Origin of the sequence: Amycolatopsis mediterranei (assembly GCF_026017845.1) — a bacterium.
GTDB lineage: Bacteria > Actinomycetota > Actinomycetes > Mycobacteriales > Pseudonocardiaceae > Amycolatopsis > Amycolatopsis mediterranei.
In genome coordinates, this window is sequence record NZ_CP100416.1 from 8308728 (window position 1) to 8331167 (window position 22440).

A 22440-nucleotide genomic window follows, 5' to 3' on the forward strand; every position below is an offset into this window, starting at 1 on the left:
GAGCAGGGGCAGGAACGCCAGGGCGATCAGGGTTTTCCGCATGCCCCGAGCCTGCCGCGGCGGGCCCGCGCGGACGTGGGCCCCCGGCCCCGCCCCCCCCCCCCCCCCCCCCGCCGCGCCGCCCCCCCGCGCCCGGCGTTCAGGCGCCCGGCGTGAACCGGTGTTTGAGGAAGGCGCCGGACCAGGCCATCAGGTCCGCGGGGACGTAGTACCCCCGACTCGTCGTTGACGGCGTCCCAGTTCTTGGCGACGTCTTCGATCGTGGCCGCGCCGTCCTGGTGCGCGTAGCCCTCGGTCGAGGCGATGAAGACCCGCGCGAAGCGGCCGGCCCCGGCCGTGTAGATCTCGCCGTTGACGGGGCAGCTCTCGTGGGCGAGGAACGCGACCATCGGTGCCACGGCGTCCGACGGCATGAACGGCTGTCCCGGCACAGCCTGGGCGTCGTCTCCCAGGGGGTCGCCGCCGGCCATCCGGGTCTGCGCCGCCGGCGCGATGAGGTTGACCTTGATCCCGTGCGGCTCGCCGGCCAGCTTCGCGCCGCGGGCGAGGCCGATGACTCCGGCCTTGGCCGCCGCGTACGACAGGTTGTTGTCGAGACCGAACAGGCCGCTCGACGTCGTCAGCACGATCCGGCCGTAGCCCTGCTCGATGAAGTGCGGCCACGCGGCCCGCATGGTGGTGAACGACCCGAGGAGGTGCACGGCGAGGTGGCGCTCGAGGTTCTCCAGATCGAGCTCCGGCAGGCCGCCCCACCGGATGATGCCGGCGTTGTTCACCACGACGTCGATACGGCCGAAGTGCTCGAGCGCCGTTCCGACGATCGCCTCTCCGCCCGCCGTCGTGGAGACGTCGTGGGCTCGCTCATCCGTGACTCCTCGTTGGTGGAAGTGGCTCAGCGGCCGCGGAACGTCGCGCGCCACGGGCCGTTCTCGACGAAACTGCGCAGCCCGTGCCGCGCGTCTTCGCTGGCGAAGCACTTGGTGATCAGGTCGGCTTCCAGCGCCAGGCCGGCCTCGATCGGCAACGCGGTACTGGCGTCGATCGCCGGCTTGGCATAGGTGAGCGCCAACGCCCGCGCGCGTAGGTGAGGCCCAGCTCGACGGCGACGTCGAGCACCTCGGCGTCGTCGACCACCCGGTCGATGAGCCCGATCCGGAGCGCCTCGTCGGCGGGCACGAGCCGGCCGGACAGGATGAGGTCCCTCGCCCTGGGTTGGCCGACCCCGCGCGAGCCGCGGGGTCCCGCCCGGAGCCGGGCATGATGCCGAGGGTGATTTCGGGCGGGCCGAGAACGGCGCCGCGCCCGGCGATCCGGAAGCAGGCCGCGAGGGCCAGTTCGCACCCGCCGCCCAGCGCGCAGCCGTTGATCGCCGCGACGCCACCTGCGGGGCCGTGGACAGGGCGTGGAACGCCTGCTGCCGCACCTGGTTGCGCTCGTGGAACTCGTCGGCGGTCAGGTCGAGCAGCTCTTTGACGTCGGCGCCGGCCGCGAAGTGCGGTCACGGCTCTTCACCTCCGAGTGGTGCGCGACGCTGGTCGAGTTTAATGTATCGATCGGTCGATACTCCGCACCACTGCTTCGCCAGGCGTGACCGAACGAAGGGCGGAACGCACATGGTCACGGTCTCGGGCCGGCGGGTGGTGACCACCGGCGCCGAACGCGGGCTGGGCAGTGTACTCGCGATGGTGTTCGACGCCGCGGGTGCGCGACTCGGACCGGTGGCGCGTTCACACGGGCGTGGAACTCGCGGTTGGTCAGCCGCCTGTCGCTCCCCAGGAGAGCGCGACCTTGTCCGGACGACGGCTCGCGTTGTGATCGGCCACGCTGGCGAAGTCGGCCACCGACCCTCCTGGGTGAGCGGCGTCGAACGCACCGCCAAGTTCCGTGTACCAGTTGGTCTATGAAATGGCGGCGGAAGCACTCCAAGGCTGTTCGCGCACGCTGACAAGCCCCTGCCGGCCGTTCGGTAGAGGGTGTGCTTTCTCCCTTTTCCGGGTGGACCCGGTGCGACGTCTGAGGTGCGAATAAGCTCCTGAGCCATGCCAAGACCACCGGGGCACGGGCCGGGCTTCGAGATCAAGCGCCAGGAGATCATCGACCAGGCCGCGGAGCTGTTCGCCAGGCAGGGTTACGCAGCCACCGGCATCGCGGAGATCGGGCAGGTCGCCGGGCTGGCCAAGGGTGCGCTGTACTACTACATCTCCTCCAAGGAGAACCTGCTCGTCGAGATCCAGGACCGGGTGCTGCGCCCGCTGCTGACCTCGGCGCGCCGGATCGCGGCCCTGGACGAGGATCCGGTGCTACGGCTGCGGCTGCTGTCGCAGGCTCTCCTGGAGAACATCCTGGCCCGGCTGGACCACGTCTGGGTGTACGAGCACGACCACCGGCACCTGCGCGGCACGAACCGCGCACGGCTGCTGCGCCAGCGTCGCGAGTTCGAGAAGATCATCCAGGACCTGCTGACCGCAGCGATGGACGACGGATCGTTCCGCAAGCTCGACCCGCGCCTGGCCATGCTCCAGTTCCTGAACATGCACAACCACACTTACCAGTGGGTCAAGCCGGGTGGGGAGTGGGACGCGGAGACACTGGCCCGGGAGTACTGCACCACCCTCGTCGTGGGTTTCCGCAACCCCGCCTACCAGGTCGACGACCTCGAAGACCGCGTTCGCGAGTTCCTCGCCCAGCGCCAGACACCCGCGGCCGGGCTGCCGCCGGCTCCCCCGGACGCGTGATTCACGAACGTTCCGATCAGGAGAGGATCGCCGCGGCGATCCTCTCCTGATCGGACAGCCACACCCGCTCGAACGACGGTGTGCAGGGCGTGGGCGCGGCGGCCGCGCCCACCCGGATCACCGGGGCGTCCAGGGTCCAGAGGCCCTCCTGCGCGGCGACGGCGGCCAACTCGGCCCCCACCCGAACTGCTCGACCGCTTGGTGCGCGACGACGAGCCGGCCGGTCTTGGCCACCGAGTGCAGCACGGACTCGGTGTCGAGCGACGCCATCGTCCGCAGGTCGATCAGCTCGACGCTGACCCCTCGGTCGCCAGCTGCTCGGCGACCGCCGCGCAGTCGTGCACGAGCGTCGAGTACGACCCCAGCGTGACGTCGGTGCCCTCCCGGCGGATGGCGGGCCGCCCGAGCGAGATCAGGTGGCTGGGGTCCCGGATCGCCGTGCGGGTGTCGGCGGGCGTCGACGGCATCACGACGGTCAGCCCGGGGACGTGCGCGAGCAGGGCCTCAAGGCTCTGCGAGCCGCTGGGCTGCCCGACGACCTGCCCGCGCCGAACTGCGTGCGCACGACCAGCGGGAGGCCACGGCGCCACCGGTCATGAACCGCAGCTTGGCTGCCTCGTTCGTCAGCTGGTCCAGGCACACGCCGATGAAGTCCAGGTACATCAGCTCCAACACCGGGCGGAACCCGGCATCGCCGCGCCGACACCCACGGTCGATCACGGCGATCCTGTCCGCGTCGAGGCGCCCCGCCGGCGGACGAGGGGTCGCGGGTCTCCATTCCGCCGGCTCGGCCGGGTCACGGTAGCCCTGCGGATTCCCCCTCGAAGTGCCCGTGCCACCGGTAGGTCTCGGCCTCGAGTAAGACCGGGCCGCCCCCGGTGCGGAGCTTCGCCACCAGGTCGGTCACGATCTCGCCGACCACGTCGTTGCCGTCGACGTGCGCGAAGTCCACGCCGTAGCCGCGGGCACGATCAGCCAGCCGGCCGCCACGATCCTGTTGGCCCGAAGATGCCTTGCGGGGTCGGCGATGTGCATGGACCCGCCGTTGCTGCGGCACGTTCCGGTTGTCCGGCCCATCAGCTCGGCGAGCATGCCCGTCACGTCGAGGCCCTTGGCAATGCAGTGACCGTGCCCGCGATGGGTCGAGGTGACGACCTCCCGCTCGTCCAGCGGCCTGCATGCGCGGCCTGGTCTACCGAGCCGCGTGGCTCGGCGACCAGGGCCGCCCGTTCAACCAGGAGGCCGCCATGGCCAAGCTGTACGTCTCGGAGGTGGCCAATCGCGCGGCCGGCGCCGCCGTCCAGATCCACGGTGGCTACGGCTGCATCCGCGAGTCGGCCATCTCCCGGTTCTGTGCAGACGCCAAGACCCTCGAGATCGGCGGGGCACCAACGAGGTCCAGCGCTACGTGATCGCCAAGGCGCTGACCGCGGAGGTCACCAGGTGACCGGCAGTTCGAGGACACCGTAGGCGAGGTAGTCGTCCTTGAACTCGAGGCGGTCGACGTCGGTGGCCAGTGCGAGGGTGGGGATGCGCTTGTAGAGCGTGCCGTAGACGACCTGGAGCTCCACCCGGGCCAGCTGCTGGCCGACGCACTGGTGGATGCCGAACCCGAAAGCGTGGTGCTGCCGGGCCTGGCGGTGCAGGTCGAGCCGCTCCGGGTCGGGGAAGACGTCGCTGTCCCAGTTGGCCACCGGCAGCGGCACGATGATGCCCTCGCCCGCCCGGATGGTCTCGCCGCCGATCTCGATGTCCTCGACGGCGATGCGCCGCAGCCCGTGGTGGGCGATGGACAGGTAGCGCAGCATTTCCTCGACCGCCCCGGCGATGACCTTCGGGTCCTCACCGGTCCGGAAGACGTCGAGCTGCTCGGGGTTCTGCAGCAGCGCGAGGGTGCCGAGGGCGATCATGTTGGCGCTGGTTTCGTGGCCGGCGATGAGCAGCACCACCCCCAGCTGCGCGGCACCGGCGACGTCGATCTCGCCGGCCTTGACCCGCTCGGCCAGCTCGGCGACCCACCCCTCACCCGGGGTCTCGATCCGGGTCGTGATCAGCCGCATCAGGTAGCCCATGAGCTCGCCACTGGCGCGCGCGCCTTCCTCGGCGGTGGCGTTGCGGTCGACCGCGACCGTGGCGTTGCGCTGGAACAGCTCGTGGTCTTCGTAGGGGACGCCGAGCAGTTCGCAGATCATCAGCGTCGGCAGCGGCAGGGCGAGGGCCTGGACCAGGTCAGCCGGCTTCGGGCCGGCGAGGAGGTCGTCGATGAGGTCGTCGGTGATCTGCTGGATGGCGGGGCGGAGCGCTTCGACGCGCTTGGCGGTGAAGGGAAAGGTCATCAGCCGCCGGAAGCGGGTGTGTTCCGGAGCATCGGTGTTGAAGATGGTCTGCGGGTGGTGCTGGACGTTCTCGGCGGTGGCGGCGTTCTGGTGCGGGAAGCCGGGGCGCTTCTCGTCCATGCTGACCCGGGTGTCGGACAGGATGGCGCGCTGCTCAGCGTGCCCGGTGATCAGCCACGGCGTGCTGCCGTCCCACAAGCGCACTCGCGACAACGGCTTTTCCGCCGCCGCCTCCCGCAATGCGGGCGGCGGCGCGAACGGGCATCCGGCCGCCCGGGGCGCCGGGAACTCGGTGGTCACATCATCGGCGAAGGTCTCGGTCATGTCTTCCTCCCAAGGAAAAGTGTTCAGGCGGCTACGGATTCGGTGAGCGCGTCGACAACTTCCTGGCGACGAAGCCGCGTCTGCTTCGGCATGTTCCAGCCGAGCACGCCGGTCGTCCGGCCGTCTCGGGTGTAGCGGGCGACGAACCGGCCGGTGGCCACGTCACCGTCCACGACGGTCACTGCGGCGTCCGCCGGAAGCAGCCCGTGGACCTGCAGCTTGACGTGGAACTGGTCGGTCCAGTAGTAGGGCACGGGCGCATACGCCAGGTCGTCGCCGAGGACGTTGGCCGCCACGGCGTTGGCTTGTTCGGTCGCGTTGGTCCGGTTCTCCAGCCGCATCGCGTTACCGAAGCCCTCGTGGTGCCAGCGCGCGACGTCGCCTACCGCGTAGACGCCCTCGGCGGCCCGGCAGCGGGAGTCACAGAGCACGCCGTTGTCCAGCGTCAGGCCACTACCCTCGAGCCAGCCGGTCACCGGCTTCGCGCCGATGGCGACGACGACCACGTCGGCCGGCAGCACCTCGCCGGTGTCCAGGCAGACGCCGGCGACCCGGTGCCGCCGGCTCGTGAAGCCGCTGACCCCGGTGCCCAGCCGCAGCTCGACCCCGCCTTCGGTGTGCACCTGGGCAAGCAGTTCGCCGATCAGGGGGCCGACCTGGGCCGCCATCGGTGCCGGCTGGGGGCCGACCATGGTGACGGCCAGGCCCATCCCGGCCGCGGTGGCGGCGATCTCGGCACCGAGCACGCCTTCGCCGACGACGACGAGCCGGGACGCGGCGAGCAGGTCCGCCCGCAGCGCCAGCGTGTCCTCGAGGGTGCGGAGCACGTGGATGCCGGCGATGTCGTCCTGCCCCGGCAGGGTGCGCGGCCGGACGCCGGTGGCGAGCACGACGGCGTCCGCTTCCAGGGTGCGCCCGGAAGCCGTGCGGACGGTCCGGGTCGCCGGGTCCAGCCCGGTGGCCGCGTCCCCGAGGACGAACTCGGCGTCCAAAGCGGACAGTGCCGGCTCCGGCCGCAGCAGCGTCCGGTCGATCTCCCAGTTCCCGGCGAGCACCTGCTTGGACAGCGGTGGCCGGTCGTAGGGCAGGTGCGTCTCGGCCCCGAGCACCGTCAGCTCGCCGCCATAGCCCCGGCGCCGCAGCGATTCCACTGTGGAGAGGCCGGCCGCGGACGCGCCGACCACCAGAACACTCCGGGGTGTGTTCACGCGTCCTCGCTCAGGTGGATCGCCATAGCCGGGCAGACACTGGCGGCTTCGCGGACGCTGTCGTGCAGGTCGGCCGGCGGCTCGCTGAGGAGCAGGACGACGATGCCGTCCTCGTCGCGCTGGTCGAACACGCCGGGCGCGACCATCGCGCACGTCCCGGCGGCGCAGCACTTCTCCTGATCGACGGATACCTTCATGGCTGTTCTCCTTGTTCTGTCAGTCGAAGGTGACGACGACTTTGTCGGCGGCACCGGGGGTGGCCGCGGTCTCGAGAGCCGTCAGCACGTCGGTGAACGGGAAGCGGTGGCTGATGATGCGGCCGAAGCGGTCCTGGTTGGCGACGATGTCGTCGGTCACCTGGAAGATCTCCTGCGGGTAGCCCATCGCCGTGACGATGGTCGGCTCGACGCCGAGCAGGGCGCCGAAGTCGACGGGCACCGGCTTCTTGTGCACGGCCACGATGCCCAAGGTCGCGTTCGCCTTGGCCGCGGCCAGTGCGGTGTCGATCACGGCCGGGGCACCGGCGGCGTCGAGGTAGATGTCGGTGCCCGCGCGGGGTGCGCCCATCACGGTCGCGCCGGGGCCGTGCAACTCGGTGAGCCGGGCGGCGACGTCCTCTTCCGCGGAATTGATGACGGCGTCCGCGCCGATCGCGAGTGCCTTCTCGAGCCGGGCCGGCTGGACGTCGATCACGACGACGTGCTTGGCTCCGCTGATCCGGTAGCCGAGCACCGCACCGAGGCCGATCGGCCCCGCCCCGAACACGGCGACCGTGTCCCCGGGCTGCGGGGCGGTGCGGTTCACCGCGTGCCGCGCCACGGCCATCGGTTCGTTGATCGCCGCCAGGTCGAACGGCAGGTTCCGCGGGATGATCCGGAGCTCACGGCCGGGCTCGGCGTCGCGGAACACCAGGTACTCGCTCAGCGCCCCCATCGGCCCGCCGCTGCCGAGCAGCTGCGAACCGGGCGCCAGCGGGTTCATCACCACGTGGTCGCCGGGCGCGAACCCGGTGACCTCGGCCCCGACTTCGACGACTTCACCAGCACCTTCGTGGCCGAGCGGGGTGGCGCCCTGCCGCGGAGGAATGCCCCCGATGGTCACGTAGTAGGCGTCCGACCCGCAGATGCCGCAGGCCCGCATCCGGACCAGGACGTCCCTCGGACCGGGTGAAGGCTTGGGCACTTCCACCACGTCGACCCTGCCGGGACCGGTGACCAGGACGGATTTCATCGTGAACCTCCAAGTGGTTGGGAAACCTTTGTGAAACGCCGCCATCACTTCAGGAAGCCGTGAGCGCGTTCCGCTGTCTCGCGGATCACCCCGTACTGGCGATCGATGAGCGGCGCGAGCTCGGCGGCCTTGCGGGTGCGCAGCCGGGTGTGCAGGAAGTACGGTGCGACCCAGAACAACAGCCCGTGGAACCCGAGGAACAGGAACAGCGGGATGAGCCCGGCGTTGAGGCTGAAGACCGCTCCCGCGAAGAAGGCGGCCCCGGCCAGCCCGACCGAGTACGCGACGGCGGAGGCGATGGCGGTCTTCGAGCGTTCGAGGCGCCCGATCGAGGCGAGTGCCTCTTCGGCCGTCCGCTGCAACTCGGCGACCACGGGTCGATTCCGGATCCGGCGGTCACGCTTCAGCTCGAGGGTGACCGTCTCCCCCGCCGGGACACGCCCATCGAGGATCCAGCCGAAGCTCTCGTGGACTTCGCGGTGGAGCCGCTCCTTGTCCCGCTCGACCCGGATCGTCGTGTACTCGTAGGACACGGCCTGCCGGTCGTTCGCTGCGATGGTCATGAAGCGGCACTCCCTCGTTTCGCTTGGTCCAGCGCCGTTCTCGGCGGCATGTGACCATCGTGGACGGAGGAAACCCGCGGCGAATCGTCTCGGTGAATCGTCTGCGCGTACTGCGTTCGCAGTACGCGGCCCGGGCTGCTGCGTGCGAGGATCGGCGCATGCCGACCCGATCCCGTACCGACGTGTGGGCGCGGAGCCCGATGGTCCTCCGCCGGCCCCGCGTGTTCGAGGCCGCCGCGCTCGTCGCGATTGGCCTCGGGGTGATCGTCGACGCCGTCTCGAGCGTGACCCACGCCCTGCCGCACCCGCTCGTGCGCTACGCCGCGCTGGTCCTCGTCTGCCTCGGCGTCACCGCGAGCCGGCGGTACCCGTGGCCCGGCCTGGCGACGACGCTCGCCGGGCCGCTCCTGGCGGCACTGCTCGGCGCCGACCCGTTGCCGACGTGGACCTTCACGATCTTCGCAACGTTCGTCGTCACGCTCCGCGGAGTGCCGGCGCTCCCGGCCGGGCTCGTGACCGGCGTCGCGGACTACGCCGCTATCGCGATCCACGCCGCCGCGGGCGGGTGGGACGACATCGGGTCGATCGCCGTCGCTTTCGCCCTGGCGGCCGCGGCCACCGGGAGCGCGATCCGGGGCCATCACCGGTATTGGGACGAACTGCGCAAGCGGACCCAGGACGCGGTCGCGACCCGCGAAGCGGAAGCCGAACGCCGTGTCGCCGAGGAGCGGGTCCGGATCGCCCGCGACCTGCACGACGTCCTCGGCCACGAGGTGGCGCTGGTGAGCATGCACCTTGGCGCCGCCGAGGTGCACCTGCCCGAAGGGGCGCAAGCCGCGCGCGCCGACCTCGCCGCGGCACGTGCCGGGGTGCAGGCGGTGCTCCGCGAGACACAACAGGTGCTGGCCGCGCTGCGGGTCAGCGGCGATGATCCCGGCACGGCCCCGGCGGCGGACTACGGGCGGATCACCGAGCTCGTCGAGTCGGCCCGCGCCGCGGGCCTCGACGTCGACGCGGCCGTCGACACCGCGCCCGCGGGCCTTCCCCACACCGTCGGCACCGCCGCCTACCGCATCGTCCAGGAAGCGCTGACCAACGCCCAGCGCCACGGCGACGGCACCGTCTCGCTCCGGGTCGCGGCGGAACCCGGCGCGGTCACGATCGAAGCCGTCAACGTCAGCGCCCCGCGCGAAGCTCCGTCCCGCCGGGGCTACGGTCTCGTCGGCATGCGCGAACGGGCCGCGTCCGTCGGCGGCCGGCTCGAAGTCCGGGAAGAGGGCCAGTTGTTCTGGATCCGCGCTGTTCTCGACCTGGGCGCGGAGGGCGTCCGATGATCCGGGTGATGATCGTCGACGACCAGGAGATGATCCGGGTCGGCCTGCGCACCATGCTCGAGGCGCATCCGGACATCGAGGTGGCCGCCGAGGCCGGTGACGGACTCCTCGCGCTGCGGCTGCTGGCGAAGACACCGGTCGACGTCGTCCTGATGGACATCCGGATGCCCGGCATCGACGGGGTGGAGACCACCCGCCGCATCCGCCGTGGCCACCCGGCCGAGGAAGTGCGCATCGTCGTGCTCACCACGTTCGACCACGACGAGAACGTGTTCGCCGCACTGCGGGCCGGCGCGAACGGTTTCCTCGGCAAGGGCGTCGGTCCCGCCGAGCTCACCACCAGCATCCTCGAAGTCGCCGCCGGCGGTGGAGCGCTCACCCCCGCCGCCACCGCGGCCCTCATCGACCATGTGGCGCGCGACGCCGGCTCACGACCGGAGCCGGAGATCGCGCGGCTGTTCGAAACCCTGACACCCCGGGAACTGGAGATCGTCGAAGCGGTCGTGTCCGGTTTGGACAACGCTGAAATCGCGGCGCTGATGTCCGTCTCGCCGTTCACGGTCAAGACCCACGCCAACCGGGCCATGACCAAGGTCGGTGCCCGGGACCGCGCCCAGCTGGTGACGCTCGCCTTCCGCGCGGGCATCCGCCCCTGAACCGGCGGCGCACTTGCTCACAAGATCGCTGCGCGGGTTTCGCCACGCCGACGTCGCGTCAGGTGTTTTGACGCTGACGTTCCAGGCCGAGCCGACGGTCGGAGCCGTTCAGTTGATGGACGTCAGGGCCAGGGTTACCGGCATAGAGCTCGGATATCTCACCCGCGTACTTCTCGGTGACGTTCCGACGCTTGAGTTTCAGCGTGGAAGTCAATTCGTCACTGCTGGCTTCCCAGTACACGGGCAGCACCCGGAAGCGTTTGACCTGTTCCACACGGGACAGTTGACGGTTCCCCTCCGCCAGGTCCGCCGCGATCGCCTCGATCAGGCGCGGTGAGCGGGCCAGCGCCTCCGGCACCGGGTTCAGCCCGTGCTCCGCGGCGTAGGCCGCGGCGGCCGTCCGGTCGAGGACGATCAGCGCGGTGAGGTACGGGCGTTGGTCGCCGACCGCGACCACGGTGCCGATTAGCGGGCTTGCGGCCTCGATGGCGCTTTCGACGGCCGCGGGGGCGATGTTCTTCCCCGCCTCGGTGATGATCAGGTCCTTCTTTCGATCGACGATGCGGAGATGCCCGTCTCGGTCGACGCTCACGATGTCGCCGGTGTGGAGCCAGCCCGTGCTGTCAATGGCGTCGTGGGTCGCGCCGGGGTCGTTCCGGTAGCCCCTCATCACGTCGGTCCTCGCACCAGAAGCTCACCGTCGTCGGCGTGCTGTGCGGTCAAACCGGGCAGGAGCTTGCCAACGGCGCCGAATCGTGCAGTGCCGGGCGCGCTGACCGCCCCGAAGCAACTCAACTCCGACATACCCCAGCCTTCGCAGATCGGGACTCCCAGAGCCGCGAAGAACTTCACCGTCTCGACGGCCACCGGCGCGGCACCGCACACCGCCCATCTCGTCTGATCGAGACCCAAGGCGGTGCGTAACCCGGACAGCACCGTGGCATCGACTTCGGCGTGCTCCGCGGCGAGGTCGTCATCGACCGGCCTTCCGGTCTGGATGAGCTCGCTGCGACGCTCTCCGATCTCCAGCGCGTGGCGGATCTCCTCGCGGCGGGGGTCGGCATCGACGGATCGTTCGATCGCCTGCTTGAGTTTGGCCCACACCCTCGGCACGGCTCCCCAGACGGTCGGTCGGCAATCCGGCAGGGCCTGCGAGATCGTGTTCAGATCCGGTACAACCGTGATTTGGGTGCCGAAGATTTCCTGGGCATACAAGCACAAGAAGCGGTCTGCGATGTGCGCCGATGGAAGATATGAGGTCGTCCGGTCACCGAACCGGAAATCCAGGACCTGTGCAACACCTGCGGCCTGCGCCAGCACGTTGGCGTGGGTGATCTCGACGCCTTTCGGCTTGCCTGTCGTCCCTGAGGTGTAGATCAGTGTCAGGACATTGTCGGGCAGAACCGCACGCCAGGCCGTCTCGAAGTCGAAAGAGGTGTCGGCTGCGCCTCGGCCGCACAGATCATTCAAACTCAGGGTGTGGTCCGCCTGCCCATCCACCACGATGACGTGTTCAATAGGGGCACCCGATTCACGAATGATTTCCACGAAACGCTCTTCGCACACCACCACGGTGCACTCCGAGTTACGCAAGAGCTGTCCTATCTGGCTCGCTGCGAGGGTGTTGTACACGGAGAACGGGATCGCCCCGAGGTGCTGGGCGGCAAGGTCGACGGGATAGAACTCGATCCGGTTCGCCATCATCAGGGCGACCGCGTCACCTCGCCGAACACCGAGGCCGGCGAGCCCGGCGGCGAGGAATCGCACCTGTTCGCCAAGCTTTCGCCAGCTCAGCTCTTGGGTCGCACCAACCGTGCGGATGGCGACAGCATCCGGTTCAACGGTGGCGATTCGCTGAAATGCCTCGCACAGGGTCGCGGGGGCGGAAATGATCCGTCCGTGGCCGAATACCATCGTCGTTGTCTCCACTCTGAGCTCGAACCGCGCCATCGAGAAATGCGGACGGCTGATGGGAATACTAGAGTGCGACCTGGCTCCGGTCATCGGTTGTGCGACCGAATTTCGACCGTGCTCGTTGTGATCGGATCACAGTCCGGCGCTGAACCCGCCTAGTAGGCTGATAGCGATCAACAGCTCCTGCACCTGCGCAAGCCGGCGAAGATCGTACCCGGTGCGTTCCTCGACGCGAGCGAGCCGATGGTGTGCTGTGTTGACGTGGATGCCCAGGGCCTGAGCGGCGGCTTTCACGTTGAGGTCGGTGCGGACGTAGCAGAGCACCGTCTCGGTCAGGGTCGCGCCGGCATGCAGATCCTCCGTCACGAACGTGCGTACCCGCGTCGGGATGAGCCGCGCGACCGTGTCGTCGGCGTGAAGTGTCAGGTATTCGAACGCGGTGAGTTCGGCCAGTGCGGCGACGCCGCCCGGCTTCGGCAAGGTGCCCAGCGCCGCGGTCGCCTCACGGTAGGCCTTCGGCGTGCCCGCAGTCGTGTCATGGGTCGTGCTGATCCCGATCGCGAGCCTGATGCCTTGCTCGGCAAGTGTCCGCCACGCGGCTCTGACCGGCCCGCTCGGCGGATCGCCACCAGCCGTGGGCAGCGACCGCACGATGACGATCTCGTCCTGCCGCACGACGGCCAGCGACCGTACCGGATCACCGAGAGCACGAGCCAGAGCCGACACGGCAGACCGAAGCGCGTACTGATCGGCCATCGCCGTGACCGGAACCGCTACCAGCACCTGGCGCTGTGCGTCCGGAGCCAGCCCAGCCTCCCGGGCGGCGGCAAGCCGCGGGCCGGGCCCGGGCTCGTGGCCCGCGAGCAGGTCTTCAAGCAGGTCCCGACGCGCCCGGTCTCCCTCCAGAGCCAGCACCTGCTCGGTGTCGAGGTACACCTGCGCGGCCATGGTGCTGGCCCGGTTGACGAACTCCAACACGAGGCCTGCGGCGGCCGGGGCGACGTCGTGTCCGCCAGACCTGCCCGCTGTCCATTTCGCGATCGCGCCCCACATGACACGGTGCGTGATGCGGATCGCGTGCATGAAGTCGGCCAAGGACATGCCCTGACGCGCACGCTGGGCAGCGTGCGTGTGGACGAACGCGACGTCGCCGTCATCGGCGGGACGACCACTTGCCAGACTGACACGAGAGCCTCGTGAGCCTTCGTGACATGGTCGGTCACGTTGGCCAGCAGGGCGTTGTCGTCGATCGCCGCATAGCCGGCGATCTCGGCGCGGATCGTCTGAACGTTCACGGTGGCCAGCGCACGTCGCCGTCTTCTGATCATTTCGGCTACCTGCTGCAGAGTGACCGCGTGCTCGGGCGTGGACGCCACGAACGGCAGCATAGCCAGCGACGGTGGTCAACGCACAACACCACAGAGCCGAGTCGACGCCCGACCCGGCCCCGGCGCACTCGACGCACCTAAAGCCGACTGAGTCGGCTTTCCAAGCAGAATAAGAGTGCTTGAACCGGCATTGCGGTACGGCAATCATCAGGTCAGGAGTTCAAAGGAGAACAGCCGTGCGCATTACGGATCTGCAGACCCACCACGTGGGTCGCTACCTCTTCGTGTCGGTGTACACCGACGTCGGGATCACGGGGCTCGGCGAGGTTGGCGCGTGGGCCTACCTCGATGCGGTCGAGGCGATCCTGGACAAGTGGCGCCGATACCTGGTGGGGCAGGATCCCGCGCGGATCGAGCACCATTGGCAGTACCTGTACCAGTCGACGTTCTTCCGCGGCGCCATTGTGCTGAGCGCGCTCGCGGCCGTCGACATCGCGCTGTGGGACATCAAGGGCAAACGGCTCGGTGTGCCGGTGCACGAGCTGTTCGGCGGGCCGACACGTGACCGGGTGCGGTCCTACGCGCCGGTTTTCGGCAGCACGGCCGAGGAAATGGCGGCCGGTTGCGTCGAGTTGCGCGACCAGGGGTTCACCGCCGCCCGGCTGGTCCTGCCGTCGTTCGCCGAACAGCGGTGGGAGCGGGGCGCGGAGTCCTACGCCGGCCGGGTCGACGATGCGGTACGCAAGGTGCTCGCGTGCCGTGAGGCCGTGGGACCGGGGTTCGACCTCTGTGTGGAGGCACACCGCTCCCTGTCCGTGCCGGAGGCGATCGCCGTGGGCCGGGGTATCGAGCAGGCCCGGCCGCTGTTTTTCGAGGACCCGATCGCGCCGGAGAGCCCGGACGCAATGGCGGAGGTCGCGCGGGCTGTCCCGGTGCCGATCGCGACCGGGGAACGGGCGATTTCCGTGCAGGAGATCCAGGCCCTGCTGACGCGGGGCGCGACTCGGTACGTGCGGCCGGACGTGTGTGCGGTCGGCGGCCTGACGCCGGCGCGCAAGATCGCCGCACTGGCCGAGGCCCATTATGTGGCGATCGTGCCGCACAACCCGCTGGGACCGGTGTCGACGGCGGCGTGCCTGCACCTGGACGCGTCCGTGCCGAACTTCCTGATCCAGGAGCACCCGAGCTTCAACACCGACGGCGGCGAGGATGTCATGATCAAGGACCCGTTGCAGTTCGAAGCCGGCTACTTGGCGGTGCCCGGCGCCCCCGGCATCGGCATCGAACTGGCGCCGGACGCCGAGACGCTGTTCCCGCCCGCGCCACGCGACCTCACCCCGGCGCTGGCGTTCGACGGATCGGTGCAGGCCCGATGAGCGCGGCACCTGTACGGGGCACACCGGCGACGCGGTCCTCGTCCCTCTCGCCGCGCCGAAGCTGGCTGATCATCGGCGTTGTTTTCGTCCAGTGGCTGGTGGGCTACTTCGACAAGACCGCGATGAGCATCATCGCGGTGCCCGTTTCCCGGGAATTCGGGTTCAACCCGACCGAAATGGGCATGGTGCTCAGCGCGTTCTTCCTCGGCTTCGCCGTGGTGACTCCGCTCGGCGGCTACCTGGCCGACCGGTACGGCGCCCGGCGAGTGCTGCTGGTCGTGATGCTGCTGTGGTCGGCCTTCACCGGCGTGACCGCGCTGGCCTGGTCACTCGTCTCGCTCATCGTGCTGCGCGGGATCTTCGGCGCGGCCGAAGGCAGCTTTCCGCCGGCGAGCTCGGTCGCGGTCGCCGAGCTCATGCCCGTACGCCAGCGCGGCAGGGCGAAATCCCTGCTGATGTCCGGCGCCACGCTGGGCACCGCGTTCGGCGCCTACCTGGTCGCGTCGCTGACCGAAACCTGGGGCTGGCGCGGCGCGTTCTGGCTCTTCTGTGGGATCGGCCTGCTGCTCAGCGGTGTTTTCCTGGTCGTGTCCCGGCCGATGTCGGGCCCGGGCGCCGGCCGTTCCGGTTCGGCCGAGCGGATTCCGGTGCTCCGGGTCCTGCGGACTCCGCTGGTGGGGAAGCTCGCCGTGATGCAGTTCGGCGTCGGTATCTTCACCTGGGGCATGAGCCAGTGGATGCCGACCTACTGGGTGCAGGTGAAAGGGCTCAAGCTGACCAGCGCGGGCCTGGCGACCGCGATCCCCAGCCTCGTCGCGTTCGTCGCGATGATCGGCGTCGGGTTCGCCGCCGACCGGTTCAGCCGCAAGGAAGGCCGCGTGGTCGCCGGGCTGATGTCGGTCGCGATCGTGTTCGTGCTGCTGACCTATTTCGCGTCGAGCGTCGTCGCCGGGGTGGTGTTCCTGTCCGTGGCGCAAGTGGCCGCCGCGGCCTGTGCACCGCTGCTGTCGATCGTGATCCTCAAGCGCATGCGCCGCTCGGTGACCGGCACCGCGACCGGCATCACCAACTTCGGGCAGCAGTTCGCCGGGGTGATCGCACCGACTGCGATGGGCGCGCTGATCCAGGCGACCGGCGGCTCCTACCTTGCGGTGTTCGTGCTCGTCATGGCGGTGATGGCGGTCGCCGCACTCATCGCCCTCACCGCCGATCGCGTCGAGCTGGGTGAACTCGCCCAAGACCGCGACGCAGCCGCCGGGTAGCCCGCACCCGGATACGGCACCATCGGAGCTCGACCCGGTAGCCGCTCGGGTCCAGCTCCGACCACAAAGGACTTCCATGATCGGCTTCACGCTCCGCCAGCTGGAATACTTCGCCGCCGTGGCGGCGTCCGGCAGCCTCGCCGAAGCCGCCGAACAGCTCACCGTGTCGCGCTCCGCGCTCGCGGCGGGTATCGACGCGCTCGAGACCGCTGTGGGCACCGAACTGCTGCACCGCCAGCGAGCCGTCGGCGTCAGCTTGACACCAGCAGGCGAGGAGTTCCTCGACGGTGCGCTGTCGCTCCTGCGCTCGGCGGGAAACCTGCACCGCCGCACCACCCGGCAAGCACTCGGGGGCGTGCTCAACATCGGCGCCGCCGCGACCCTCGCGCCGGTCGCGTTCCCGGGCGCGATCGACCGCCTGGCGGGCGAACACCCCGGCCTGCGCATCCGGGTCGCCGTCCGCCCGGCCGACGAACTCGTGACGCTGCTGCACGACGGGAGCCTCGAACTCATCGCCAACTACAGCGCACACCGGGACCGCTCCCTTGACACGCTGACGCTGTTCGAAACCACGCTCAGCGTCATCCTCGCCGCAGGGCACCGGCTCGCCGAACGCGACCAGATCGCTGCTGCCGAGCTCGCCGAAGAACCGGTCATCCTCATCGACAACCCCCAGAACCGCGAAGTGATGATGCACTACCTGGCAGCCAACGGGATCAGCCCGGACATCCGCTATCGGGTCGACTCGGTGGAACTGTGCCGCGCACTCGTGGCCCGCAACGTCGGGATCTCCTTCACCGCCGTCCTTCCGCAACACCGGCTCAGCCACGAAAGCCGCACGCTCGTCAGCCGCCCGCTCACCCCTCGGCCCATCTCCGTGCGCGCCTCCCTCGCCTGGCCCCGCGACCGGGCCCTGTCCGACGCAGCACAAGCCTTCATCGACGCCGCCCGCCGGGAAGCGACTATCACTGCGCACTCCGCGGACTGATTATCGCTGTAAGCGGAGACGTCCGACTCGATCTTCGCTCAAGGCGAGGGTCATGCCGGTTGTTGCGAAGGATCAACCCGAAGCCTCTTCTGGGCTTGGCCGGCCCCGCGGTGCTCGCCCGGATGGCCATGCCGACCGGGGGTACTCGGTTTGCGGAAGCCCGTCCCCGATCCGCCAGGTGCTGCCGATGCCGCCGTTGGTGAGCTTGAAGATCTTTCACCTGGGTCGTGGCCACGTGCTCGATGATCGTGCCGTCAGGGTCGAGTTCACGACTTGGGGTCTGCCGGTTCGAGCTCGTCGGCGACGAGCTCGTCGGTGGTCGAGGTGATCGCGTCACGGTCCTGGAGGTGGCGAGTGCGCTCGACATCGCCCAGGACGTTCCGCGTCCCGTCCAGGCGAAAGGCTGGACGTCAGGATGTGGTGGTGGAGGAGGACCGGTGTTCGCGGATTTGGCCATGGTGATCCACGACCCAGGTGATCAGGGACGTGACGACGTGGTGGAGGCTGCGCCCCAGGGGGGTGAGGGCGTACTCCACGCGCGGCGGCACCTCCGCGTAGGCGGTCCGGGTCACCAAGCCGTCCTGCTGGAGCTGGCGCGCGGTGAGGGTGAGCATCCGCTGGGAGATGCCAGGGGCGTCGCGCTGCAGCTCCGTGTAGCGCAGGGGACGGGCTTCCAGTGCGGAGATCACCAACATGCTCCATTTGTCGCCGACCCGGTCCAGGATCTGCCGGACGAAATCCATCTGATCAGCGGGGATGGCGGCGCACGGCCCCCGGTCCGCAGCGGCATCGGGTCGGTCCGCGGTGTCCATGGCGCACATTCCCTTCCGGCACGGACATCAATGTGCCTTTTGTACAGCCTTCAATACTGGTCCATCATGGCGCTACGCACAAACCGTAGGAATTGGAGGTGCATGATGAGGGTCGAGATCTGGTCCGAGATCACCTGCCCCTGGTGCGGCCTGGGCAGCCACCGCGTGGACCGCGCCGTGCGGCGGTTCGAGCACGGCGACGAGGTGGACGTGACCCACCGCTCGTTTCCGCTGAGTGACCGTTACCCGGTCGGCAGCATCGTCAGTGTGCGCGAAGCCACGCTGCGCAACTACGGCTTGGCCGGCGCCCGCCTGGAGGCGACGACCGGCAAGATCGAGGCGATGGCCGAACAGGAAGGCCTGAGCCCCTATCGGGTGCTGGACAACCAGGTCGGCAACACCCGGCTGGCCCACGAGTTCCTTGCCCACGCCTCAGCCGAAGGCAAAAACCGCCTCGCGTGGGACACGATCTTCCGGGCCTACTTCGGGGCGGCCCGGCCCATCTTCGGCCTCGACGAACTGCTCGATCTCGGCGAGGAGATCGGTCTGGAGCGCGAAGAGACCCGGCGCGTGCTCACCGAGGGCCGTTTCCGGCAGCAGGTCCAGGACGAGCTGGAACTGGGGCAGCATCTCGGTGCCACCGGCGCGCCGTTCATCGTGGTCGAAGGCCGGTACGCCGTTGCCGGAGCGCAGGACACCGACACCGTGCTCGGCATCCTGCGCCAGGTCTGGCATGCCACCCACCCCACCGTTGTCATCACCGAGAGCGACGCGGCGATTTGCGGCCCGGACGGCTGCGCGGTTCCCGCCGGCCACGCCGCCCACGCCTGATCCACACGCCTGCCGGGCATTTGATCTCCGCATTTCCCGGCTCGGTGATGGCGCTGGCCGCGGTCACCCACGCCCGCCGTGGGAAACCCGGCGCGATCGCCTTCAACGAGGTCCTGCTGACCCTGACCGCCCAGGTGGTCCGGGGGACGCTTCCGGCCCTACAGCTCCTGACCTCCTACCGCTTCTGACCCTCACCGCAAGGAACCATCTCTGATGCGTGTCACCGTCTTCGGCGCCACCGGCGGCATCGGCCGCCTCGTCGTCCGCCAGCTCCTGGACGACGGCCACCAGGTCACCGCCCTGGTCCGCACCCCCGCCAAGCTCGCCCTCACCCACCCCGACCTCACGGTCGTCACCGGACAGCTGTCCGACCGCGACGCCGTCCTCCAGGCCCTCAGCGGTGCGGACGCGGTGATCAGCGCGCTCGGCCCGTCCCTGAAACGGTCCGCGACTGGCACCGCGGTGACCAACGGGACCCGCACCATCGTGCAGGCCATGAAGGCCCAGAAGGTGACCCGGTTCATCGGCCTGGCCACGCCTTCGTTGGCCGACCCGCAGGACAAGCCGCACTGGAAGCACAAGGTGCTACCGGTCATGGCCGGGCTGATGTTCCCCAACGCCCTGGCCGAGCTGAAGGGCATGACCGAGGCCGTAACCGGCTCTGGTCTCGACTACACCATCGCCCGGATCTCCAATCCGACGAACAAGCCCGCCACCGGCCGCGTCCGCTCCGGGTTCCTCGGCCACGACCGGGTCGGTTCCGCCATGAGCCGCGCCGACATCGCCGCGTTCCTCGTTTCCCAGCTCACCGACACCCGCTACCGGCGGGCCATGCCCGCCATCAGCAACTGATGCCGAGGACCCGGCCAAGACCGTCGAACTCGGCGTCTGCTCCTGTCGGTAACACCCACGCCTGCCCGACGGCCGCCGCGGCCCACCGCCCAGGCCATCCGTGACGTACCGGAGACCATCGGGCTCACCGCCGCCGCGGCCGCCACTCAGCGAGAGTTCTCCCGCCTTTCCATTCGGAAAAACCGGCTCACTGCCGGGGTCAATTTCCGGCCGCTGCGGTGAGTTCGAGTTCCAGAAGAAGCCGTTGCGCCGGGTCGGTGAGGTCGAGATCGAACAGCTCCTGCGCACGGCGCAGACGCTGACGCAGCGTGTTCTGGTGGATGTGCAGTTCCGCGCTCGCGGCCACGACATCGCCGAAGTGCCGTAGATAACCACGCAAGGTGGCGACGAACTCACTGCTGTGCTTCCGGTCGTAGCCCAGGATGCGCTCACCGATACCGATGCGAAGGAGCGCGTCGCCGCGAATCGTGTTCACCAGCCGCTTGTGGACGATCGGAGCTCGCAACTGCTCGGTCGTGTAGTGGCTGGGAGCCTCGCCCGAGTCGCGAACATGATCCAGGGCCGTGTCGACGTCATGGCGCTCACCTCGCAACTCGGCCACGGCTTGCACCTGTCTGCTGCTGACCACAGTGATCTCCGAACGCAGGGTGTGCTCGACCCGGTCGCGGAGGTGGGCGACGAGCGCGGGCACGGGAATGGAGCCCGCGGGCGCAGCGGGGAGCAGCGCGTAGATCCGGTTGTTGCTCAGCGCGAGCGCGGGCTGGTGGCCGAGCGCACGACCGTCGAGTCCGAAGAGGTCCAGCACGCGCAGCAAGTTCGCTCCGTGTATCTCGCCCGGTCCGGGTACGTCGGCGCCGAGGAGGACCGCGGGCAGGCGCAGGTCGGGACCTTCGTCGCCGGGGTGGTCGAGAGCGGCCCGGAAGGCGAGGTTCCGGCTTTCCTGGTCGGCATCGAGATGGCGGCGCAACGCGAGCATGTGCAGCGCCGCGAGCCGCGCCCCCTGGTGCAGGGTGGCCGCGCACTCCGGGATCGGGCCGGGAAAGGCCACCCAGAGCGACCCGAGGACCTCCTCCCCCGCCCTGATCACCACGGCCAGCCGAGGCAAGTCGCCTTCGCGCTGCCTGCGGACCACCGAGTCGCTGCGCCAGACCTCACCGGAAAGGTGATCCGGCAATGCCTCCTCCGGTACCCGGCGGCCGAGGATGCCGCGGCGGCGGGTCTCGTCGATGGGCTGGTCCGGAAGGTTGGAGTAGGCCACGATCGCCTGGCCGGTGTCCATGATCGCGACCGCTCCGCCAACGGCACCCGCCACCGAGTTGGCCAAGGAGAAAAGGTCACCGCCCGACGTCGCGCCTTCTGCGTCCCCGCCGGATCGAGTGGCGAGCACGGCCGAGGCCAGCCGTTGGATGCGGCTCCACGGCACCCGCTCGTCGATCGACACGACGGTCACGCCCGCCGCCCGGGCACGGTCGAGGAACGCCACGGGCAGTTCCCGGGACGATTTCACGGCCAGCACTCCGCCGGATTCGGCCGCGGCCCGAAGTGCGCTCTCGGTGTCATCCCGAGCACCGACATCGAGCCCCACACCCAGCAAGAGCTGCCCCGGGCCGTAGCCCTCACCGGCCTGCGGGTCCAGCAGCTCGACTCCGCGCACCGCTTGCGCGGCATCACCGTCGATCGACACACGGACGACGTCGTGGCGCAGAGCGCCCACGAGGTCGGCCAGCGAAACACCGCTCATGATCTTCAGCGTCCTCGCGGCATGGGAAGGGATATGTCGAATCCAACACTAACCGGGCGCGCGTTGTGTGGGCGGTGACGTTGTTCCCCGCTGTCACCCAGATGCATCCTGCTCTTTCCCGAACAACCGAGGAGGCAGTCATGACCGCCGTCCATGCCGGGGCGAGGCCCGCGTCCATGACGGAGGCGGAGTGGGACGCCCGGGTCGAACTCGCTGCGTGCTACCGGATCTTCGACCATCTGGGCTGGGTGGAGATGGTCTTCAACCACATCACCGTGCGCGTCCCGGGCGAGGACGGGCACCTGCTGATCAACCCGTTCGGACTGATGTACGACGAGGTGACCGCCTCGAACCTGGTGAAGATCGACCTCGACGGCAACATCCTGTCCGAGTCGAACTGGCCGATCAACGAGGCCGGGCTGCTGATCCACTCCGTCATCCATGCCAACCGCCCCGACGCGCACTGCGTCATGCACACCCACACCACCGCGGGCACCGGGGTGGCGTGCCTGCGCGACGGACTGGACCCGGACAACTTCTACTCCGCCCAACTGCACGACATGGTCGCCTACCACGATTTCGAGGGGATCACCGTCGATCCCGAGGAGAAGCCCCGGCTGGTCGCCGACCTCGGCAGCCGCGACCTGATGATCCTGCGCAACCACGGCCTGCTCGCGCTCGGCTCGACCGTTCCGGCCGCCTTCGCCACGTTGTGGACCCTGCAGCGGGCCTGTGAAATCCAGCTCGCCGCCCAGTCGGGCGGCCGCCCTCTGACCCCGGTCACCGAGGAGGCCGCCATGCGGTCGACGCGGGAGTCCTTCCAGCTGGGTGACCGCACCGAGGCCGGCCGGAGCCTGTTCGACGCAATGCGCCGGAGGATCGACCGGATCGACCCCACCTACGCCCGCTGACAACCCCCTTTCGGTTCGCCGGTTCAACGACGACCTGAC

General features: G+C 69.4%; 29 protein-coding genes and 1 pseudogene. 12 read left to right on the top strand and 18 right to left on the bottom strand.

The window, feature by feature from the left end; genetic code table 11:
- Positions 1–26: 26 nt before the first annotated feature.
- From ISP_RS37350 to ISP_RS37360, 3 genes and pseudogenes are all read right to left on the bottom strand, one after another.
- Entirely contained in the window at positions 27–920 is an 894-nt protein-coding gene (locus ISP_RS37350) for an SDR family NAD(P)-dependent oxidoreductase (protein ID WP_265049925.1), read from the bottom strand.
- Positions 893–1069 carry an enoyl-CoA hydratase gene (locus ISP_RS37355; RefSeq protein WP_013228983.1) on the bottom strand — a complete coding sequence of 59 codons (177 nt, stop codon included), beginning with the start codon at positions 1067–1069 and terminating at the stop codon, positions 893–895. The genes ISP_RS37350 and ISP_RS37355 overlap by 28 nt, the downstream gene beginning before the upstream one ends.
- A gap of 235 nt (positions 1070–1304) precedes the next feature.
- Positions 1305–1367, bottom strand: a pseudogene (locus ISP_RS37360) (hypothetical protein); the annotation flags it as partial.
- 35 nt (positions 1368–1402) lie between these two features.
- Between ISP_RS37360 and ISP_RS37365 the strand changes: the two are divergent.
- Together ISP_RS37365 and ISP_RS37370 are read left to right on the top strand one after the other, a co-directional pair.
- Entirely contained in the window at positions 1403–1591 is a 189-nt protein-coding gene (locus ISP_RS37365) for a hypothetical protein (protein ID WP_013228984.1), read from the top strand.
- Between the two features lie 448 nt (positions 1592–2039).
- On the top strand, positions 2040–2735 hold the full coding sequence (locus ISP_RS37370; protein WP_013228985.1) for a TetR/AcrR family transcriptional regulator: 696 nt from the start codon (positions 2040–2042) through the stop codon (positions 2733–2735).
- Between the two features lie 16 nt (positions 2736–2751).
- On the opposite strand, the gene ISP_RS37375 is transcribed toward ISP_RS37370, so the two are convergent.
- The 5 genes from ISP_RS37375 to ISP_RS37395 all read right to left on the bottom strand — a co-directional run bounded on the left by ISP_RS37375 (position 2752) and on the right by ISP_RS37395 (position 3905).
- Positions 2752–2916, bottom strand: a complete 165-nt coding sequence (locus ISP_RS37375) for a pyruvate dehydrogenase E1 component subunit beta (protein WP_013228986.1) — start codon at positions 2914–2916, stop codon at positions 2752–2754.
- Positions 2853–3005 carry a hypothetical protein gene (locus tag ISP_RS37380; RefSeq protein WP_141748517.1) on the bottom strand — a complete coding sequence of 51 codons (153 nt, stop codon included), beginning with the start codon at positions 3003–3005 and terminating at the stop codon, positions 2853–2855. Before ISP_RS37380 ends, ISP_RS37375 begins: the two co-directional genes overlap by 64 nt.
- A gap of 14 nt (positions 3006–3019) precedes the next feature.
- A complete protein-coding gene (locus ISP_RS37385; RefSeq protein ID WP_230468521.1) occupies positions 3020–3325 on the bottom strand; it encodes a hypothetical protein in 306 nt (101 codons plus the stop codon).
- A gap of 206 nt (positions 3326–3531) precedes the next feature.
- A complete protein-coding gene (locus tag ISP_RS37390; RefSeq protein WP_013228988.1) occupies positions 3532–3687 on the bottom strand; it encodes a thiamine pyrophosphate-dependent enzyme in 156 nt (51 codons plus the stop codon).
- The gene (locus ISP_RS37395) at positions 3639–3905 is read right to left on the bottom strand and encodes a thiamine pyrophosphate-dependent enzyme (protein WP_080582944.1); all 267 of its coding nucleotides are present in this window, start codon (positions 3903–3905) and stop codon (positions 3639–3641) included. Before ISP_RS37395 ends, ISP_RS37390 begins: the two co-directional genes overlap by 49 nt.
- A gap of 8 nt (positions 3906–3913) precedes the next feature.
- Between ISP_RS37395 and ISP_RS37400 the strand changes: the two genes are divergently transcribed.
- On the top strand, positions 3914–4147 hold the full coding sequence (locus tag ISP_RS37400; protein ID WP_013228989.1) for an acyl-CoA dehydrogenase family protein: 234 nt from the start codon (positions 3914–3916) through the stop codon (positions 4145–4147).
- A gap of 24 nt (positions 4148–4171) precedes the next feature.
- Here ISP_RS37400 and ISP_RS37405 read toward each other — a convergent pair whose 3' ends face one another.
- The 5 genes from ISP_RS37405 to ISP_RS37425 are packed head-to-tail and all read right to left on the bottom strand — an operon-like array spanning position 4172 to position 8396.
- Positions 4172–5395 carry a cytochrome P450 gene (locus ISP_RS37405; protein ID WP_013228990.1) on the bottom strand — a complete coding sequence of 408 codons (1224 nt, stop codon included), beginning with the start codon at positions 5393–5395 and terminating at the stop codon, positions 4172–4174.
- A 23-nt stretch (positions 5396–5418) separates the two neighbouring features.
- The gene (locus ISP_RS37410; RefSeq protein ID WP_230468522.1) at positions 5419–6603 is read right to left on the bottom strand and encodes an NAD(P)/FAD-dependent oxidoreductase; all 1185 of its coding nucleotides are present in this window, start codon (positions 6601–6603) and stop codon (positions 5419–5421) included.
- A complete protein-coding gene (locus ISP_RS37415; RefSeq protein ID WP_013228992.1) occupies positions 6600–6800 on the bottom strand; it encodes a ferredoxin in 201 nt (66 codons plus the stop codon). Before ISP_RS37415 ends, ISP_RS37410 begins: the two co-directional genes overlap by 4 nt.
- Before the next feature lie 19 nt (positions 6801–6819).
- Complete coding sequence (locus ISP_RS37420; RefSeq protein ID WP_013228993.1) at positions 6820–7833, bottom strand: zinc-dependent alcohol dehydrogenase; 1014 nt, start codon at positions 7831–7833, stop codon at positions 6820–6822.
- Between the two features lie 44 nt (positions 7834–7877).
- Entirely contained in the window at positions 7878–8396 is a 519-nt protein-coding gene (locus ISP_RS37425) for a hypothetical protein (protein ID WP_013228994.1), read from the bottom strand.
- A 158-nt stretch (positions 8397–8554) separates the two neighbouring features.
- Between ISP_RS37425 and ISP_RS37430 the strand changes: the two genes are divergently transcribed.
- Together ISP_RS37430 and ISP_RS37435 are read left to right on the top strand one after the other, a co-directional pair.
- On the top strand, positions 8555–9730 hold the full coding sequence (locus tag ISP_RS37430; protein ID WP_230468523.1) for a sensor histidine kinase: 1176 nt from the start codon (positions 8555–8557) through the stop codon (positions 9728–9730).
- Positions 9727–10386, top strand: coding sequence for a response regulator transcription factor (locus ISP_RS37435; RefSeq protein ID WP_013228996.1), 660 nt, complete (start codon positions 9727–9729; stop codon positions 10384–10386). The genes ISP_RS37430 and ISP_RS37435 overlap by 4 nt, the downstream gene beginning before the upstream one ends.
- A gap of 58 nt (positions 10387–10444) precedes the next feature.
- Here ISP_RS37435 and ISP_RS48235 read toward each other — a convergent pair whose 3' ends face one another.
- The 3 genes from ISP_RS48235 to ISP_RS37445 form a co-directional block, all read right to left on the bottom strand.
- Entirely contained in the window at positions 10445–11056 is a 612-nt protein-coding gene (locus tag ISP_RS48235; RefSeq protein ID WP_014467583.1) for an AMP-binding protein, read from the bottom strand.
- On the bottom strand, positions 11056–12336 hold the full coding sequence (locus ISP_RS37440) for an AMP-binding protein (protein WP_013228998.1): 1281 nt from the start codon (positions 12334–12336) through the stop codon (positions 11056–11058). Before ISP_RS37440 ends, ISP_RS48235 begins: the two co-directional genes overlap by 1 nt.
- Before the next feature lie 96 nt (positions 12337–12432).
- Positions 12433–13401, bottom strand: a complete 969-nt coding sequence (locus tag ISP_RS37445; protein WP_013228999.1) for a PucR family transcriptional regulator — start codon at positions 13399–13401, stop codon at positions 12433–12435.
- 463 nt (positions 13402–13864) lie between these two features.
- On the opposite strand from ISP_RS37445, the gene ISP_RS37450 reads away from it, so the two are divergent.
- The 3 genes from ISP_RS37450 to ISP_RS37460 all read left to right on the top strand — a co-directional run bounded on the left by ISP_RS37450 (position 13865) and on the right by ISP_RS37460 (position 17254).
- Positions 13865–15004, top strand: coding sequence for a mandelate racemase/muconate lactonizing enzyme family protein (locus tag ISP_RS37450; protein ID WP_013229000.1), 1140 nt, complete (start codon positions 13865–13867; stop codon positions 15002–15004).
- Positions 15001–16266, top strand: a complete 1266-nt coding sequence (locus tag ISP_RS37455) for an MFS transporter (RefSeq protein WP_013229001.1) — start codon at positions 15001–15003, stop codon at positions 16264–16266. Before ISP_RS37450 ends, ISP_RS37455 begins: the two co-directional genes overlap by 4 nt.
- A gap of 76 nt (positions 16267–16342) precedes the next feature.
- Positions 16343–17254, top strand: coding sequence for a LysR substrate-binding domain-containing protein (locus ISP_RS37460; protein ID WP_013229002.1), 912 nt, complete (start codon positions 16343–16345; stop codon positions 17252–17254).
- A gap of 410 nt (positions 17255–17664) precedes the next feature.
- Here ISP_RS37460 and ISP_RS37465 read toward each other — a convergent pair whose 3' ends face one another.
- Positions 17665–18075, bottom strand: coding sequence for a winged helix-turn-helix transcriptional regulator (locus tag ISP_RS37465; RefSeq protein WP_013229003.1), 411 nt, complete (start codon positions 18073–18075; stop codon positions 17665–17667).
- Positions 18076–18171: 96 nt separating this feature from the next.
- Here ISP_RS37465 and ISP_RS37470 point away from each other — a divergent pair, with 96 nt between their 5' ends.
- The 3 genes from ISP_RS37470 to ISP_RS37480 are packed head-to-tail and all read left to right on the top strand — an operon-like array spanning position 18172 to position 19749.
- Complete coding sequence (locus tag ISP_RS37470; protein ID WP_013229004.1) at positions 18172–18897, top strand: DsbA family oxidoreductase; 726 nt, start codon at positions 18172–18174, stop codon at positions 18895–18897.
- A gap of 20 nt (positions 18898–18917) precedes the next feature.
- Entirely contained in the window at positions 18918–19085 is a 168-nt protein-coding gene (locus ISP_RS37475; protein ID WP_155258939.1) for a hypothetical protein, read from the top strand.
- Positions 19086–19110: 25 nt separating this feature from the next.
- The gene (locus tag ISP_RS37480) at positions 19111–19749 is read left to right on the top strand and encodes an NAD(P)-dependent oxidoreductase (protein ID WP_013229005.1); all 639 of its coding nucleotides are present in this window, start codon (positions 19111–19113) and stop codon (positions 19747–19749) included.
- Between the two features lie 199 nt (positions 19750–19948).
- Here ISP_RS37480 and ISP_RS37485 read toward each other — a convergent pair whose 3' ends face one another.
- Positions 19949–21490 carry a helix-turn-helix domain-containing protein gene (locus ISP_RS37485; RefSeq protein WP_013229006.1) on the bottom strand — a complete coding sequence of 514 codons (1542 nt, stop codon included), beginning with the start codon at positions 21488–21490 and terminating at the stop codon, positions 19949–19951.
- A gap of 140 nt (positions 21491–21630) precedes the next feature.
- Here ISP_RS37485 and ISP_RS37490 point away from each other — a divergent pair, with 140 nt between their 5' ends.
- Complete coding sequence (locus tag ISP_RS37490) at positions 21631–22401, top strand: class II aldolase/adducin family protein (protein WP_013229007.1); 771 nt, start codon at positions 21631–21633, stop codon at positions 22399–22401.
- Positions 22402–22440: the final 39 nt, after the last annotated feature.